This window comes from Terriglobus sp. 2YAB30_2 (genome assembly GCF_052114765.1).
In the GTDB taxonomy this organism is placed as follows: Bacteria; Acidobacteriota; Terriglobia; order Terriglobales; family Acidobacteriaceae; genus Terriglobus.
Genome location: NZ_JBFRFJ010000019.1, coordinates 115,518 through 129,582, shown reverse-complemented (window position 1 = coordinate 129,582; position 14,065 = coordinate 115,518). Strand labels below are relative to the sequence as shown.

The 14,065-nt window shown below is 58.1% G+C and carries 15 protein-coding genes; 12 read left to right on the top strand and 3 right to left on the bottom strand.

The features are described from left to right. From AB4Y89_RS21555 to AB4Y89_RS21520, 8 genes are all read left to right on the top strand, one after another. Positions 1-133, top strand: a 133-nt coding sequence (locus tag AB4Y89_RS21555) for an integrase core domain-containing protein (protein WP_442303008.1), incomplete at its 5' end; no start/stop codon positions are given. Between the two features lie 75 nt (positions 134-208). Next, on the top strand, positions 209-577 hold the full coding sequence (locus AB4Y89_RS21550) for an ArsR/SmtB family transcription factor (protein ID WP_442303003.1): 369 nt from the start codon (positions 209-211) through the stop codon (positions 575-577). Between the two features lie 5 nt (positions 578-582). Beyond that, entirely contained in the window at positions 583-1,041 is a 459-nt protein-coding gene (locus AB4Y89_RS21545) for an SRPBCC family protein (protein WP_442303002.1), read from the top strand. Between the two features lie 79 nt (positions 1,042-1,120). Continuing rightward, the gene (locus tag AB4Y89_RS21540; RefSeq protein WP_442303001.1) at positions 1,121-1,633 is read left to right on the top strand and encodes a DinB family protein; all 513 of its coding nucleotides are present in this window, start codon (positions 1,121-1,123) and stop codon (positions 1,631-1,633) included. Positions 1,634-1,788: 155 nt separating this feature from the next. Beyond that, positions 1,789-2,559 (top strand): SDR family oxidoreductase, encoded by a 771-nt coding sequence (locus AB4Y89_RS21535; protein ID WP_442303000.1) that lies wholly within the window; start codon positions 1,789-1,791, stop codon positions 2,557-2,559. A 75-nt stretch (positions 2,560-2,634) separates the two neighbouring features. Next, positions 2,635-3,228, top strand: coding sequence for a TetR/AcrR family transcriptional regulator (locus AB4Y89_RS21530; RefSeq protein ID WP_442302999.1), 594 nt, complete (start codon positions 2,635-2,637; stop codon positions 3,226-3,228). 92 nt (positions 3,229-3,320) lie between these two features. Next, positions 3,321-3,782 (top strand): cupin domain-containing protein, encoded by a 462-nt coding sequence (locus AB4Y89_RS21525; RefSeq protein WP_442302998.1) that lies wholly within the window; start codon positions 3,321-3,323, stop codon positions 3,780-3,782. A gap of 173 nt (positions 3,783-3,955) precedes the next feature. Further along, the gene (locus AB4Y89_RS21520; RefSeq protein WP_442302997.1) at positions 3,956-4,177 is read left to right on the top strand and encodes a hypothetical protein; all 222 of its coding nucleotides are present in this window, start codon (positions 3,956-3,958) and stop codon (positions 4,175-4,177) included. 176 nt (positions 4,178-4,353) lie between these two features. Here AB4Y89_RS21520 and AB4Y89_RS21515 read toward each other — a convergent pair whose 3' ends face one another. Beyond that, on the bottom strand, positions 4,354-6,960 hold the full coding sequence (locus AB4Y89_RS21515) for an ABC transporter permease (RefSeq protein ID WP_442302996.1): 2,607 nt from the start codon (positions 6,958-6,960) through the stop codon (positions 4,354-4,356). Positions 6,961-7,049: 89 nt separating this feature from the next. On the opposite strand from AB4Y89_RS21515, the gene AB4Y89_RS21510 reads away from it, so the two are divergent. Then, on the top strand, positions 7,050-7,565 hold the full coding sequence (locus AB4Y89_RS21510; protein ID WP_442302995.1) for an iron chaperone: 516 nt from the start codon (positions 7,050-7,052) through the stop codon (positions 7,563-7,565). On the opposite strand, the gene AB4Y89_RS21505 is transcribed toward AB4Y89_RS21510, so the two are convergent. Both AB4Y89_RS21505 and AB4Y89_RS21500 read right to left on the bottom strand, forming a co-directional pair. After that, complete coding sequence (locus AB4Y89_RS21505; RefSeq protein ID WP_442302994.1) at positions 7,555-7,896, bottom strand: DUF6632 domain-containing protein; 342 nt, start codon at positions 7,894-7,896, stop codon at positions 7,555-7,557. The two genes, AB4Y89_RS21510 and AB4Y89_RS21505, sit on opposite strands and share 11 nt — an antisense overlap. A gap of 5 nt (positions 7,897-7,901) precedes the next feature. Continuing rightward, positions 7,902-8,369, bottom strand: coding sequence for a VOC family protein (locus AB4Y89_RS21500; protein ID WP_442302993.1), 468 nt, complete (start codon positions 8,367-8,369; stop codon positions 7,902-7,904). 244 nt (positions 8,370-8,613) lie between these two features. Here AB4Y89_RS21500 and AB4Y89_RS21495 point away from each other — a divergent pair, with 244 nt between their 5' ends. The 3 genes from AB4Y89_RS21495 to AB4Y89_RS21485 all read left to right on the top strand — a co-directional run bounded on the left by AB4Y89_RS21495 (position 8,614) and on the right by AB4Y89_RS21485 (position 13,828). Beyond that, a complete protein-coding gene (locus tag AB4Y89_RS21495) occupies positions 8,614-8,964 on the top strand; it encodes a PadR family transcriptional regulator (RefSeq protein WP_442303007.1) in 351 nt (116 codons plus the stop codon). After that, positions 8,961-11,672, top strand: a complete 2,712-nt coding sequence (locus AB4Y89_RS21490; RefSeq protein ID WP_442302992.1) for an ADOP family duplicated permease — start codon at positions 8,961-8,963, stop codon at positions 11,670-11,672. The genes AB4Y89_RS21495 and AB4Y89_RS21490 overlap by 4 nt, the downstream gene beginning before the upstream one ends. A gap of 116 nt (positions 11,673-11,788) precedes the next feature. Continuing rightward, positions 11,789-13,828, top strand: a complete 2,040-nt coding sequence (locus tag AB4Y89_RS21485; protein WP_442302991.1) for a glycosyl hydrolase family 18 protein — start codon at positions 11,789-11,791, stop codon at positions 13,826-13,828. The last annotated feature ends 237 nt before the right edge of the window (positions 13,829-14,065 follow it).

The following is a 14,065-nucleotide window of genomic DNA, read 5'->3' as shown; positions in this document are numbered from 1 at the left end:
TCACTGGGAAAACTCAGAACAAAGAGACACCCAACTCGCCCCTTGGACAGACTTCTACAACCAACAAAGACCTCATGCTAGCCTCAACCTACGCCCGCCCATCAGCAGGCTCCAGATGTCAACAACCTCTTGACCTCCTACAGGTGCCCGGCCCAAGCGCTCTCGTCACATTTGACATATTCCCATATCGGAATATACCGTTTTCCTCATGGCAAGAGCGAGCACGACCTCGGACGCATTCAACGCAATCGCTGAACCCCGCCGGCGCGAGATTTTGAGTTATCTCGCCGGAATCGAACGGCCGGTGGGAGAGATTGCGGAGGCACTCGGTCTGGAGCAGCCCTCGGTATCGAAGCACCTCCGGGTGCTGAAGGATGTCGGACTGGTCCGGATGCGTTGCCAGGGCCGCCAAAAGCTTTACCGCACCAACGCCGAAGCAATACGGCCATTGCACCAGTGGGCCGCAACCTTCGAGCGCTACTGGCAGCACCAGTTGACGCGCGTGAAGGCACGCGCCGAAGCGATGGCTCGCCAGGGATCACCGCAGTTGGATTCCGCGAAATCTAAGGAGAAATAGAGATTATGATGCCCACCGAACTGGCTCTCGAAAATCTGACCGTCACCATCAATCAGGAGATTCACGTCGAAGCTCCGATCGATGTCACCTTTGCAGCGCTGCTGGAGCAACTCGGCCCCGGCAACGAAACTCCTGACGGCAAGTCTCTCAACATGAAGATCGAACCATGGCCGGGCGGACGCTGGTACCGCGATCTGGGCGACAACAACGGACACTTCTGGGCCAACGTTCAGGCCATCAAGCGGCCTTCCCTGCTTGAATTCGCCGGCCCCTTGTTCGCATCGTTCCCCATGGTCTCGAACGTGCAGTATCGTTTGAGCGAGGTCGATGGCGGAACCCTGATTGCCTTCCGGCACAGCGCGCTCGGCTTCATTCCCGATGACGTGAAGGCGGGGATGGAGAAAGGCTGGGCTGGAATGAATGAAGGCGTTCGCAAACTGGCTGAGGCCGCCGCTAGCAAATAACACCGCCTCTCATCTACCGGATGATTCCGTATCTCCATTCACCGTATCGATACAGACTTGAAAGGAAAACACCATGTCGATGGCACAATCCCTACTCGCGGAGTTTGAATCGCAGGCGCCGGTCACACGGAAGTTCCTCGAGCGCCTTCCCGAAGACAAGCTCACCTGGAAGCCTCACAACAAATCGATGACCGCCGGCCAGCTGGCCTATCACCTTGCGTTCGTACCTGGAGGAGTTGTCCAGGGCGCGCAGAAAGACCAGGTCCCGCCGCCAGGATTCCAGTTCCATCAACCCGCAAGTCTGCAGGAGATTTTCGACACTCTCGACCGGAGCATCGCCACCGTACGCGAAGTTCTACCCAGCTTCGATGATGCGACCATGAATGCAACCTGGCGCATCGTTGACGGCGACAAGGAGATCGCCGCCATGCCCCGCGTCGCCTTCCTGCGCAACATCATGCTCAACCACTGGTACCAGCACCGCGGCCAGTTCTGTGTCTACCTTCGCCTGCTCGACGTTCCTGTCCCCTCAAGCTGGGGCCCCAGCGCCGACGAACGCTCCGCACTCCAGCCGGAGCTCCAGACCGCATAAATCCTGCACCACGGCAGTGATCCGCTGCAAAGTCCGGATCACTGCCGAAAGGGCGCGGGAGCGTTTGTCACTCTTCTCCAAAAAATTGCGACCATAGAAGTATGATCATAATCCTATAAGTATTGCTCGGACTCTATCGCTCCTAAAGGACTTTTATGAAAATCACCGGTCGCACCATTCTCATCACTGGAGGTTCGGCCGGTATTGGGCTGGCCTTCGCTCTCAAGTTCTTAGAACTTGGCAATCAGGTCATCGTCACCGGCCGGCGCCAGTCGGTGCTTGACGAGGTAAAAGCGAAATACCCAAACCTTCACACCATTCAAAGCGACGTCGCCGACCCGGCCCAGATTGCCACGCTCGGATCACGCATCAAGAAGGACTTTCCCCGTCTCGACGTGTTGATGAACAACGCCGGCATCTTCCTGCCCAAAAACCTCCAGGCTCCGGCATCGGACCTCGATGGCTTGATGACAGAAGTGAACATTAATGTCGGTGGAGTGATTCGGACGACTTCGGCGCTTATTGACGTCCTGACGGCGAATAAGGGTACGGTCATCAACGTATCCTCCGGTCTGGCTTTCGTGCCGTTACCCGCCGCACCGATCTACAGTGCCACCAAGGCAGCTATTCATTCCTATACGATCTCGCTTCGGTTTCAATTAGAAGCGACCGGCGTAGAGGTTATCGAGCTGATGCCGCCTGCCGTGAAAACAGATATGACGACAGAGCTTGTGGAGGGCGGCGCAAGTGCGATCACGACCGACGACCTGGTGAAGCAGTCGTTTTCGGCCCTGCGGTCTGGTTCCCTTGAGATTCATCCGGGACAGTCCAGAATGCTGGCGCTCCTGAGCCGGCTGGCTCCCAGTTTCATCAACAGGCAGCTCTGGAAGGCGTCGAAGCCTCTTGTGCCGGCCAAGGCGTCATGACTCCGTGACGCGCTTGCGTCACACTCCGGGTCCTCTCTTACGTTCGTAATATGAAGAGTAGGGACAGTGAAGAGAATGAGATACGAAAAGGGACACAAAGATGCCACGCGCGATCGCATCCTGGACGTTGCTGCACGCCAATTCCGCCAACAGGGTATCGCGGCATCAGGCGTTGCGGGCATCATGTCCGATGCCGGTCTGACAAACGGGGCCTTCTTCGCCCATTTCGCGTCCAAGAACGACCTGATCGCGAAGAGCCTCGAACGGACCACCGACGAACAGTGGCAGCAGTTCGAGAAAGCTCTGGAGGCGGGACGCCTGATGGAGATCGTAAGTGCTTATCTGTCTGAGGGACATCGGGATCATGCCGATGCCGGGTGTCCTTCGGCTGCGCTGCTTCCTGAAATCTCGCGCCAGGATCGTGCCACACGACGCAGCTACACTGCTTCGGTGAAAAGGCTATTGAGCTCAGTGGAGAAGCAATTACCCAGTATTCCGAAGGGGCCAAAGGGGCGCGAAATCGCCATCGGCCTCTTCGGCCTGCTCGTTGGCACGATCCAGCTCTCCCGGGCCGTGGATGACCCTTCCCTTTCAAAAGCAATTTTGACCGCCGGCGCGCGTGTGGCGACCATGCTGATCGAATCATCCTTGCAAGCTGCAAAGACTTAATGAATGACCTTGCGGAATCTAGAGCATTTTCCCTGTACTTGCGGCTCGCTCAACAGTAAAAGTATTCTGGTCCCCGCTCCGGAAGGGGGACTATGGCAAAAGTTGTCTGTGGCTTCGCAGTACTGTTGTTTGGATGTGGGATCGTGAATGCGCAAACGGCAGCCACCGCAGCAGCAACCCCTTCAAAGACTCAGAACCCGTTGGCGAGCGCCGGTATATTTCCGTACGACCAGATGACGGTACGGAAAACTGCCAATGGAACCGAAAGCCGAAACGCCTTCACGGGAACCCTGGCTACCGGAGAAACGGTGGCCGTGCATGAATCCATGCAACCAGCGGGGACGGCGCCGGTGGAGCTTCACAGAATCGGCCATTCCGAGCTGATCGTAGTGCAGGAAGGCACCGTGGCATTCGAGCATGACGGCAAAGAGGAGCGGGTAGGGCCAGGCGGTTTAGTGTACGTCGCCCTGGGAACCGTTCACAGGATTAAGAATGTTGGCGATATACCCGCCAAATATGTGGTCATTGCAATCGGCGGCGACACGAAGAAGTAGCGGCTGGGCATTTCCCTTCAGGGGCAGTGTAGGGTTTCGCATCTATGGGCGTTTTCCGCAATGAAAACGCCACAGCACCGCTCTTCCGGAATACTGCGGGAACCGCGAAATGGATCGTGACCGATCGCGGGCAACCATAACGTTGCTCTTGCCATCAGATCGTACTGGGACTAATGGCTTTATCTCCAAAAATGATTGAAATGCTGCGCGCCGCCATGACACAAGTGGAGGGCCAAGCGGGCTTAACCTCCGATGATCCCGCACTTCTTGAGTTCAAGCGTTCGGTCATGCTCAATGTCGCGGCCTTGGAGAACGCAGGGGCAGAGGAGATCGCCTCTTCCAGGACTGCGGATGTGTCAAACGTGAGCGCTTCCCCATCCAATAACGCGGCGTAGAGCCTTCTGCGTCCAATAGGGCATTTTTCGCAATGAAAACGCCGCTGCACCCTCTTCGGGATATCCAGCATAGGGAAAATGCTCTAACATCTGCCGTTCTGCCACAGCCCCTTGCGGCAGGTCAGTGCTGCGCACCGTCCTCGGAGCGCTTTCCTGGATTCACTGTACTTTCACAATCACTCCATACGCAGCGCGCGTATCGGATCGGTGTTGGATGCCATCCGGGCCGGAATCACGCTGGCGACGAAGGCGCTTAGGATCAGCGCCGCGGATGCGAGCAGGAAGATCGCCGGATCATACCCGCTGACCTGGTAGAGCTGGGATTGCAGATAGTGTCCGCTCAGGAATGCAATCGGAGCGCCCAACAGTAGGCCGGCTGCGGTTTGCAGTAGAGCTCCACGCAAGATCATGCTCATCACCTGGCTGCGGTCTGCGCCCAAAGCGATGCGAAGACCGATCTCCGGGATTCTGCGCGCGACGGCATAGGCGGTGACTCCGTAGAGACCAACCGACGCCAGCAGCAACGCCAGTCCGCCAAAGATAGCCGTCAGCCGGACGACCAGTTGTCTCTGCGTAAAGGAGTTGCTTATCTGATCCTGATAGGTCGTGATACGTGTGACCGGAATTCCCGGGTCGACCTGTTCGATGGCGTGACGCATGGCCACCGCCGCCGCTGCGGAGTCTCCCTCATACCGGACGATGATGTTCGCGGCGAAGTGTTTGAACTCTGCCGCTTTATTCGACTGGTCAATGATCGCCGCGGTATATGGCTCGTTATTGAAGGTCGTAATTTGTGACATCGGAATGAAGTACATGGGCTGGGGGCCTCTCGACGGATCGCCATACTTGGCGTCGTCGACTACGCCGACAATCTCATATTCCTGGGCCATATCCACGCCTGGACCGAAGTGCATGCCGAGCGCCGGCGCGTCCTGCAGTACCTGATGGACGAACTCGCGATTCACAATCGCCACATGCCTGCTGCCGGGATTGTCATGCTCTGTGAACGTCCTGCCCTGCAGCAGCGGAGTCCCTATCGCGCTGAAATATCGAGGGCTATTCAGGCTATAACCGGCGCTTACCGTACGCTCAGGATGCGGCCCGGCGGCGTTTACTCCCGTTGCCCATCCCATGAATGTCATCGGGCCGTAGGTCGCATAGGCCATATCGTGCAAGGCTGGCGCAGCCGCGAACGTTTGTTCGAGGTGGCGATAGAGCCCTTCGAGCCGCGGATAGGTGTATCCGGCGGCCGGCAGGTCAATGAATGCAATCAGCCGACCCGTGGTTTCGAAGCGGAGATCCTGATGTTCAAGGCGCTGCAGGCTGCGGAGGAACAGGCCCGCGATGCTGAGCAGCGCCACCGAGAGCGCCGTCTGCAGAATCACGAGCGCCCGCTGCAGACCACCCGAGTTTCCGGTGGCGCGGTTGGCTGCACGAAGTGCATCAGCGGGATCCGCATTCGAGGCGATGAAGGCCGGCGCGATGCCGAACAGGATGCCGGTCATCGTCGACGCAACGATAGAGAAAGCCAGCACCGGCAGCGAAGGCAGCGGAGAAAGCGGCATAATCGTCACGCCGCGCATCGCCAGCGCCAGCATTCCCTTCACGCCGAGATAGGCGACGCCAATTCCCATCACTCCTCCCATCAGGGCAAGGAGCATTGCCTCGATCAGCATCTCCCGCACCAGGCGCACACGCGAGGCGCCCAGGGCGGCGCGGACACTCAGCTCCTGCCTGCGGGCCACACCGCGCACCAGCATCAGGTTGGCCAGATTCGCACAGGCAATCAACAGCACGAAGGCCGCGGTCCACTGCAGCATCAGCAGGCTCGTCTCATAACTGTCGCGTAGCTCGTTAATGCCGTCAGCTGCCGGAGCAAGCTCTGTCGACTCCCGCGCGATCTCCGCGAGCGTATGACCTGAACGGACATCAGGATTGGACATCAACCATGCGGTCAGGCCGCTGCGGACGGCACTCTCCACGATAGGCACATTCTTCTTCTCGGGAATGCGCAGCATAATCCGCAACCATTGGCCATTCGGTGCTTTGTAGAGCTTTCGCGTGGGGTTGAAGATGGGCTCCTGCGCCAGCGGAATCCAGACTCCGGGCGGATCACTCATATTCCGCTCGCCAAGAAAGTCTTTCTGCGCGATGCCGACGATGGTGACCGGATGTCCGGTCATGATTACGGTGTCTCCCACAATGCCTGGATCGCTATGGAACTTCGACTTCCAGATCGCATAGCTGATGACGGCGACAATGGGAGCGCCTTCGCGGTCATCGTCTGCGGTCAGCATCCTTCCCGCATAGGGGTTCACTCCGAGAACCTCGAAGTAGTTGCCCGCAACATGCCTTATGTCGAGCGGTTGGGCGTAAGTGTCGCCCTGGCGATGTGCACTCACTCTAGCAGCGCCCGCCTGCATGGCCGTCATGTCGGCCATGCCTCCGACGCGTTCGCGGATGGTCCGGTAGATGTCGTACGAGAAGATGCTCCAGTGACCCTGATCGCCGCCGCCGATGCAGCACTCGCTTTCCTTCCCGACCTTATAGAGCTGCTCCGGATGCTGCACCGGCATCGCTTTCAGAATGACCTGATAGGCCAGTGTAAAGATCGCCGTGGTCGCACCGATTCCCAGCGCCAGAGTCAGCAGAGCTGTCGCCGTAAATCCGGGCGAACGCCTCAGTCTCCGCATTCCATGACGCACGTCCGCAACGATGTTGATCATCAAGCTCTCCCTGAAGCCAGACTCTTTCCAGAAGACGACAAGCAAGGAAGAGGCCATCCATCCAATCCGGAAAGCAGCGTGTTTGCCAAAGCCGCCGGCATACAGCGGTTGACGACGTGTCCGCTATCGAAAACAGGTGTCCGATAGTGAACACCCTGCATCCGCCCGCAGGTTATAGCTCTCGCGCTTCTCACTGTGCGAAATCAACTGGTGAAACCATATACCGAGACGTAGAATTGCGCGACGTGAAACAAAGCGCTCCCAAATCGGTTGACGAGTACATTGCCGCGCAACCCGAAGCGATTCGGCCGAAGCTTGAGCAGGTACGCAGCACAATCCGGGCGACGGTGCCGGAAGCTGTGGAGGGCATAGGGTATGGCATGCCCGGATACAAGCTACATGGAAAGCCTATGCTTTACTTCGCCGGCTTCAAGGCGCACTACTCCCTGTTCGCCGCGTCGGGAACCTTCTTTGCGGCAATCGGAGAGGAGCTCAAAGGCTATGAACTGCGAAAAGGAACGATTCATTTCCCTCTCGACCAGCCGGTCCCGGTAAAACTCATCCGCCGGATCGCCAAACTGCGTGCGGATGGAATCGCCGCCGCAATCAAAAAATCGCCCGCCGAGGGAAAGAAGCTCAAGTCGGCATCCGTCAGGAATTGAAAGTCTGCTCGGCAGGCGCAAGCGCGAGAAGCGCCACGCCGATAAGGATGAGAACAGCCACACCGATCAGCTCACCACGTGCGACCATGTGGCGCATCGCCTGGGTGCCCATCAGCACAGCGTGTACCAGGCTTGACCAGGCCGTGAACGCAATCAGGCTGCGATGTGCGGAAGGATTACGAGCCGCGATCAGCAGGAAGACACCAAGAGTGACGTAGAGGGACAGCATCATTGAGAGCGCTGCTTCCTCCCGTATGAAGATCACCATGGGATAGGCCAGCGCCATGAAGATGATTCCGACGACGATCAGCACGACCTTGAGAGCCTTCATGCCTGTCAGTTGCCGCTCACGGCGGCTTCCAGTGTGGGGATATCCAGCTTGATCATCCCCATCATTGCTTCCATCCCTTTGGGGTGGCTGATCAGCTCGCTGATATGGCGCGGAACGATCTGCCAGCACAGCCCGAAGCGATCCGTAAGCCAGCCGCAGGCCATGGTTTTCCCGCCACCTTCCAGTAATTTATCCCAGTAGATATCGATCTCCTGCTGAGTCTCGCAGCGGACGAAGAACGAGATCGCCGGCGTGAGCTGGTACGCGGGACCGCCGTTTAGAAAGACCATCTCCTGTCCTTCGAGCTCGATCGTGATGGTGGCAGTCTTCCCCTCGGGCCAGGGGCCCACTCCTTTCGAACGCACTTCGTCGATCTTGCGCGCGTGGGGAAAAACACTCAGATAAAACGCGGCTGCTTCTTCAGCGTTGTCATTGAACCAGAGGAAAGGCGCAACTTTGTTCATTGCAGGCATATTAGAGCATTTTCCCTGTTGCTGGATATCCTAGAAGGGGGCGCAGCAGCGTTTCATTGCGGAAAACGCCCATAGATACGGTAGCCCTACTCTACATCTACAGCGAAGTCTGCTCTAGCAGACACGATACAACCTCTGGCAAGCCGATTTGATGACACGATAAACTCTGAAATCGCCACTTCTCCTATGGACATTGCAAAGGAGTGGTGATATTCCTTTGGCATACCCAAAGGAGCGCTCCGAGATGGCCGTGGACAAATCAGAAGTTCTTCAGGGAACCCTGGATCTTATGATCCTCAAGACCCTGCACGCCCTGGGCCCTCTACATGGCTTCGGTATTGCTCGGCGTATCGAGCAACTAAGCGACGACGTCCTAACGTTGAATGAAGGAACCGTCTACACATCACTGCTGCGGCTGCAGCAGAAGAGCTGGATCGCCAGCGAATGGGGCGTCTCGGAAAATAACCGCCGCGCCCGCTTCTACCGGATCACCAAACGAGGACTCAAGCAGCTCGCCATTGAGACCGAGAACTGGGAGAGGATCTCTGGCGTTATCGGCCGCGTGCTCGCGCTTGAGACAAAGGTCGAGCCATGATGGACCGCCTGCTCATCTTCGTTGCGAAGCTCAAGGCGCTCTTCCTGCGGTCATCTGACGATGCTGCCTTCGACAAAGAAGTGGAAGCTCATCTTGAGATGCTGGCCGAGCACTACCGAAGCCAGGGAATGGACGCGGCAGAAGCAAAGCTGGCTGCGCGGCGACAGTTCGGGAACGTAACCCTGCTCACTCAGAAGAGAAAGGAAGCGAGAACAACCATGTTCTTCTCCAACGTTGCGCGTGATCTGCGATATGGCGTGCGTCAGCTTATCAAGACGCCCGTGTTTACACTCGTCTGCGTCCTGACCCTGGCACTTGGTGTTGGGGCGAACACGGCCGTATTCAGCGTGATGCACGCCGTGCTGATGAAGATGTTGCCCGTGCACGATGCTTCCCGGGTTGTTTACATACACACGACTGGCTTTCCTACGGGAGCTCATAACACCGGCGACGAGGCTACGTCCTTCTCTTACGCCACCTACCGCGAGCTTCGCGAGCACAGCGGTCTGCAGGAAGTCATCGGCTATATCCCCATGTCCTCAAGCGGCAAGGCGCCGGTGCGCGTTGGAACCATTCCCGAGGAAGCCGCCGGCGACATGGTGAGTGGGAACTACTTCAGCGGTTTAGGCGTCGGTGTCGAACTGGGCCGCGGATTCCTACAGAAGGATGAAGACGACCATGCGGCCGTCACTGTCATCAGCGAGCAGTTCTGGGCATCACACTATGCGCACAGTCCGGACGTGCTTGGAAAGACGCTCTTCATCAAATCGAAACCCTTCACCATAGTGGGCGTTGCGGCAAAGGGATTCGAAGGCACCGAAGGCCGTATCCCGCTGGACTTCTGGATTCCACTCCAGAGCGATCCGGAGTTCAACGCGTGGGGTAATCCTGCGAACGACGGAATCTATCTCACGATTCCGAACCTCTGGTGCATGCGCCTGATGGCGCGCATGCCGGAAGGCGTTACTCAGGAGCAGGCGCTTGCCAAGGCTCAGGGCATCTTCCAGCAAGCGGCTTATCTTGGCATCGCGCAAAAACGCGCCGGAGAAAGAATCCCGCAGCTCTCGTTCCTCCCTGCTAAGCAGTTCGATGAACAGGACGAGTCCTTTGCCCGCTCCCTCAAAACATTGATGGCGATGGTCGGCCTGGTTCTGTTGATCGCCATCTGCAACATCGTGATGCTGTTGATGGCGCGCAATGCCAATCGCCAACGGGAGTTCAGCATTCGCCTGGCCATCGGCGCGGGCCGTAAGGAGATTGCGCGGCAACTGCTGACTGAAAGCTTCTTGCTGGTTACGCTCGGCGGTATTGCCGCCTGGATCTTCGCTTTGGGAGCGACACGCGCACTCGGCGCCTGGGCGCGCATCGACTCCAATCTACAACCAGACTCGGCCGTGCTCTGGTTCACCTTAGCTCTGCTGATCGTTTCGGCTCTGGTCTTCGGCCTTGCGCCTCTTCGCAATGCCATCTCCTCTGGGCCGGAGATGGCATTGCGGAGCTCCGCGACTGCCTCACAAATAACTACCCGTAGCGTGCGCACGGGCAACATCGTGATCGTCATGCAGGTCGCGATGTGCGTCGTGCTGCTGGTAGGAGCAGCGCTGTTGTTGGGAACGCTGCGCAACCTGATGAATATTCCTCTCGGCCAGAAGCCGGAAGGGGTGCTCGTCTTCGGTGTTCGTCCGCAGCACATTCCATCAAAAGAGGAGAGTATCGCCTTCTTCGTCGATCTGCAGCAGAGGCTGCGGGCGATGCCTGGAGTCGAAGCCGTCTCCTTCGCCGCCAATCGACCGGGATCGGGCTGGTCCAGCAACAACGGAGGTGTCCGCATCGACGGCCATAAACCGAATGGGGTTGAACCGGAAGAGGCTAACTACAGACATAACACCGTTGGGAGTGACTACTTCCGCACGATGGGAGTCCCGGTGCTGCAGGGCAGAGACTTCTCCGATGCCGACTCTGCTACTGCCCCCCAGACCGTTATCGTGAACGAGACTTTTGCAAAGAAGTATCTCGGCACCGTGAATGCGGTGGGCCATGTCCTGACCAACTCAAAGGGATTGCGGCCAAAACTGATCGTCGGCGTGGTGAAAGACCACAAATATACCGGCATCACCGAAAAGGCCAGGCCCATGAACTGGACCGTGTTCATGCAAGGCGACCGCGAAAACCAGCTTGACGTCGAGATGCGCGTGCAAGGTGACCCGCTGGCGATGATCCCCACCGTACGCAGGTTCATCCAGCAGATTGACCCGGATATGGCGCTGCTCGATCCCATGGTGGAGAGCGAAGTCTTCCGGCAGTCCATCTCGCAGCAGATCATGTTTGCCCGGCTCGCCGGCTGTTTTGGTGTGCTTGCTGTTGTGTTGATCGCTACCGGCCTCTACGGAACGCTTTCGTACCGGGTAAGCAGGCGCAATGCGGAGATAGGTGTCCGGATGGCGCTCGGTGCACAGCGCAAACAGATCGTGTGGATGGTCCTGCGCGGAAGCCTGTTGCTTACGGCAGTCGGTGTCGCTGCGGGAATTCCGGCTGCGATCGCAGCCTCCAAAGGAATCGAGAGCTCGCTGTACGGAGTCAAAGCCCTGGACGTCGCCAGCTACCTCTTTGCGATCGCTGGGGTGACCATCGTTGCGCTGGCTGCCAGTGGCCTGCCCGCAGGCCGTGCCGGTAGTGTTGATCCTTCCACCGCTCTTCGTGCGGACTAGCTCCCGTTGGCTTGGGCAGGACTCGCTTCGGATAAGCAAATTGTCCTATGAAGCGCTTTTCTCCGATGTTGCATACTTGCAGGGTTGCGATTTTGACCTGATGAGGTTGCCCCCGTATGCGAGCGAAGTGGATGTGTCTGTCGTTGCTTGGTGTTCTTTCTGTCATCGCGCAAGCCCAGGGAACGGTTCCGGTATTTCAGTACACGACAGGTAACCAGACCTTTACGCTTGCCGGCGGCGATCCCGCGAAGGCAACAACGACGCGCATTCCTGTCACTTTGGTGCCGCTGAAGCTCAGCTTCCCCAGCAGCCGCCCTGGTCTGCAGCCGCGTGTACTCGACGCCACCGCGGATCTCCCCTCGATCACCGCCTCGCCCATCTTTCAGAGCTTTGCTTTTCCCGCAGGCGGTGACACGCAGTACACCGATGCCCTGCTGCGGAGCACCGTCGGAGGCACACCTGCCGGACACACACTGTTGGAAAAGCCAGTCGTAAAGGCCATCTCGATCGAGATCCCCGCCGGCCATGGCTACGTATTGTCTTCGAAGAAGGACGGCGGCAGAGTTGCCGTCGTCGACATGCAGTATGTGCAGCACGAGCTCTTCAAGCAGCTTCCGAAGCAGGATGGCCGCCTGGTGCTGGCCGTGACCCACAACGTGACCTTCTTTGCAGAGGCGGATGACACCATCTGCTGCGCGACCGGGACACATGGTGTCGATAAGACAACTGGAACCTCGTTCGTTCTTGGCTCCTACTTTGCGAAGACACCTGCCATCGTGCGCGAGCGCGATATCCAGCCGCTGACACAGCAGCTTGCGGAGTTCTTCAATGACCCGCTGCACGATCCCTTGACGCAGGGCAACAAGCCGACCGGTAATGTTGTGCAGACGGGCTGGACCATGGCGACAGGCGCCTGCGGAGGCCGCGGGATCGGTTCAGCGTACTTTCTACTGCAGCCGACGAACACCAATCACAAGAACAACTTTCCATACGCTGAACCGTTCGCCGCGAAGCAATACCATCTGAGCAATGTCGCGCTAGTTCCTTGGTACACAGGTGGAAGCGGGACCTATAGCTTTCCCGACAAGAACGCTCTGCCGGCTCCGGCGAAGCCATGCGGCGCGCGACGTCCGGATAACTCCACCGGCGGAAACGTACCCACTACCGCTGCGATACCGAACGATCATCCCGGTACGCACCGGCTGATCGGCTACTGGAATGGATCGCGCGATTTCAAACTGACCGAGGTTGCCCCGCAGTGGGACATCATCATCGAGGCATTCGCCGTGCCGGACCACTCGGCTCCGGAGGGCACGCTGCGGTTCGCGCCGCCGAATGGCTACACGCCGGAACAGTTACAGGCCGATATCGCCCAGATGAAGTCGAAGGGCAAGAAGGTGATGATCTCGCTGGGTGGCGGCGGCCAGTTCTTCTCGATGGAAAAGCCCGAGAGTGTAACCACCTTTGTGGATGCGGTTTCGAAGATCGTCTCGCAGTATGGCTTCGATGGTGTAGATATCGACTTCGAGACGCCATCGCTGGATATCGATGCCAATGACCATGACTTCCGGCATCCCACCACGCCTTCGATCGTCCATCTGATCGAAGGTCTGCGGCAGTTGCACGATAAGTTTGGATCTGGGTTCATGATCAGTCTCGTGCCCGAGGGCACGCAGATACCGGCCGCAGCCGTTGTCTATGGCGGCCAGTTCGGCAGCTATCTGCCGCTGGCCTATGGGCTGCGCGACATCCTGTCATTCGTCGATGTGCAGGACTACAACACGCCTCCGCTGCAAGGCCTTGATGGCGAGATCTATCAAGCCGCAACAACCGACTATCACGCCATGATGACGGAGCTGGTGCTGCATGGCTTTCCTGTAGCTGGAAACCCGAACCTGATGTTTCCTCCGATTCCGGCGGACAAAGTGGCCGTGGGCTTTCTGACCGGATATGAAGAACCTGCAACGATGCGTGCGGGAGTCGAGTATCTGCTTACCGGCAAGAAACCCGCGGATGCAACCTACAAGCTGGTACATCCGGCAGGCTATCCAGGTCTGCTGGGAGCGATGTATTGGACGATCGATGCGGACCGGCGCGAGAACTATAAATACTCAAACGTGCTGGGACCGCTTCTGCATACCGCTACCGAAAAATGATGAATGGTGAAGCTGGTTTCTCGATGTTCGAGGGCTTAATCGATCGCTTTGCGTAGCGGGCGCAGGTTCCCATGATGCTCAGCCCTCTACTACCGAAGAGATCGTTTCCAGACCAGGTATCGGTATAGGTCCTAACCCTTCCGTCAGGAATATAGAGCGGGCCTTCAGCCCTTTGAGGCGTTCTGGGATCGTGAACCTGGGGCGATGCCCCAGGCTGGTATAGGACGCGCCTTCAGC

What these genes read in the sequence shown, in the direction of transcription:
- AB4Y89_RS21530 (WP_442302999.1), top strand. Translation starts at nt 2,635, where the DNA reads ATGAGATACGAAAAGGGACACAAAGATGCCACGCGCGATCGCATCCTG.
- AB4Y89_RS21485 (WP_442302991.1), top strand. Translation starts at nt 11,789, where the DNA reads ATGCGAGCGAAGTGGATGTGTCTGTCGTTGCTTGGTGTTCTTTCTGTC.
- AB4Y89_RS21495 (WP_442303007.1), top strand. Translation starts at nt 8,614, where the DNA reads ATGGCCGTGGACAAATCAGAAGTTCTTCAGGGAACCCTGGATCTTATG.
- AB4Y89_RS21490 (WP_442302992.1), top strand. Translation starts at nt 8,961, where the DNA reads ATGATGGACCGCCTGCTCATCTTCGTTGCGAAGCTCAAGGCGCTCTTC.
- AB4Y89_RS21535 (WP_442303000.1), top strand. Translation starts at nt 1,789, where the DNA reads ATGAAAATCACCGGTCGCACCATTCTCATCACTGGAGGTTCGGCCGGT.
- AB4Y89_RS21525 (WP_442302998.1), top strand. Translation starts at nt 3,321, where the DNA reads ATGGCAAAAGTTGTCTGTGGCTTCGCAGTACTGTTGTTTGGATGTGGG.
- AB4Y89_RS21540 (WP_442303001.1), top strand. Translation starts at nt 1,121, where the DNA reads ATGGCACAATCCCTACTCGCGGAGTTTGAATCGCAGGCGCCGGTCACA.
- AB4Y89_RS21500 (WP_442302993.1), bottom strand. Translation starts at nt 8,369, where the DNA reads ATGCCTGCAATGAACAAAGTTGCGCCTTTCCTCTGGTTCAATGACAAC.
- AB4Y89_RS21505 (WP_442302994.1), bottom strand. Translation starts at nt 7,896, where the DNA reads ATGAAGGCTCTCAAGGTCGTGCTGATCGTCGTCGGAATCATCTTCATG.
- AB4Y89_RS21550 (WP_442303003.1), top strand. Translation starts at nt 209, where the DNA reads ATGGCAAGAGCGAGCACGACCTCGGACGCATTCAACGCAATCGCTGAA.
- AB4Y89_RS21520 (WP_442302997.1), top strand. Translation starts at nt 3,956, where the DNA reads ATGGCTTTATCTCCAAAAATGATTGAAATGCTGCGCGCCGCCATGACA.
- AB4Y89_RS21515 (WP_442302996.1), bottom strand. Translation starts at nt 6,960, where the DNA reads ATGGCCTCTTCCTTGCTTGTCGTCTTCTGGAAAGAGTCTGGCTTCAGG.
- AB4Y89_RS21545 (WP_442303002.1), top strand. Translation starts at nt 583, where the DNA reads ATGATGCCCACCGAACTGGCTCTCGAAAATCTGACCGTCACCATCAAT.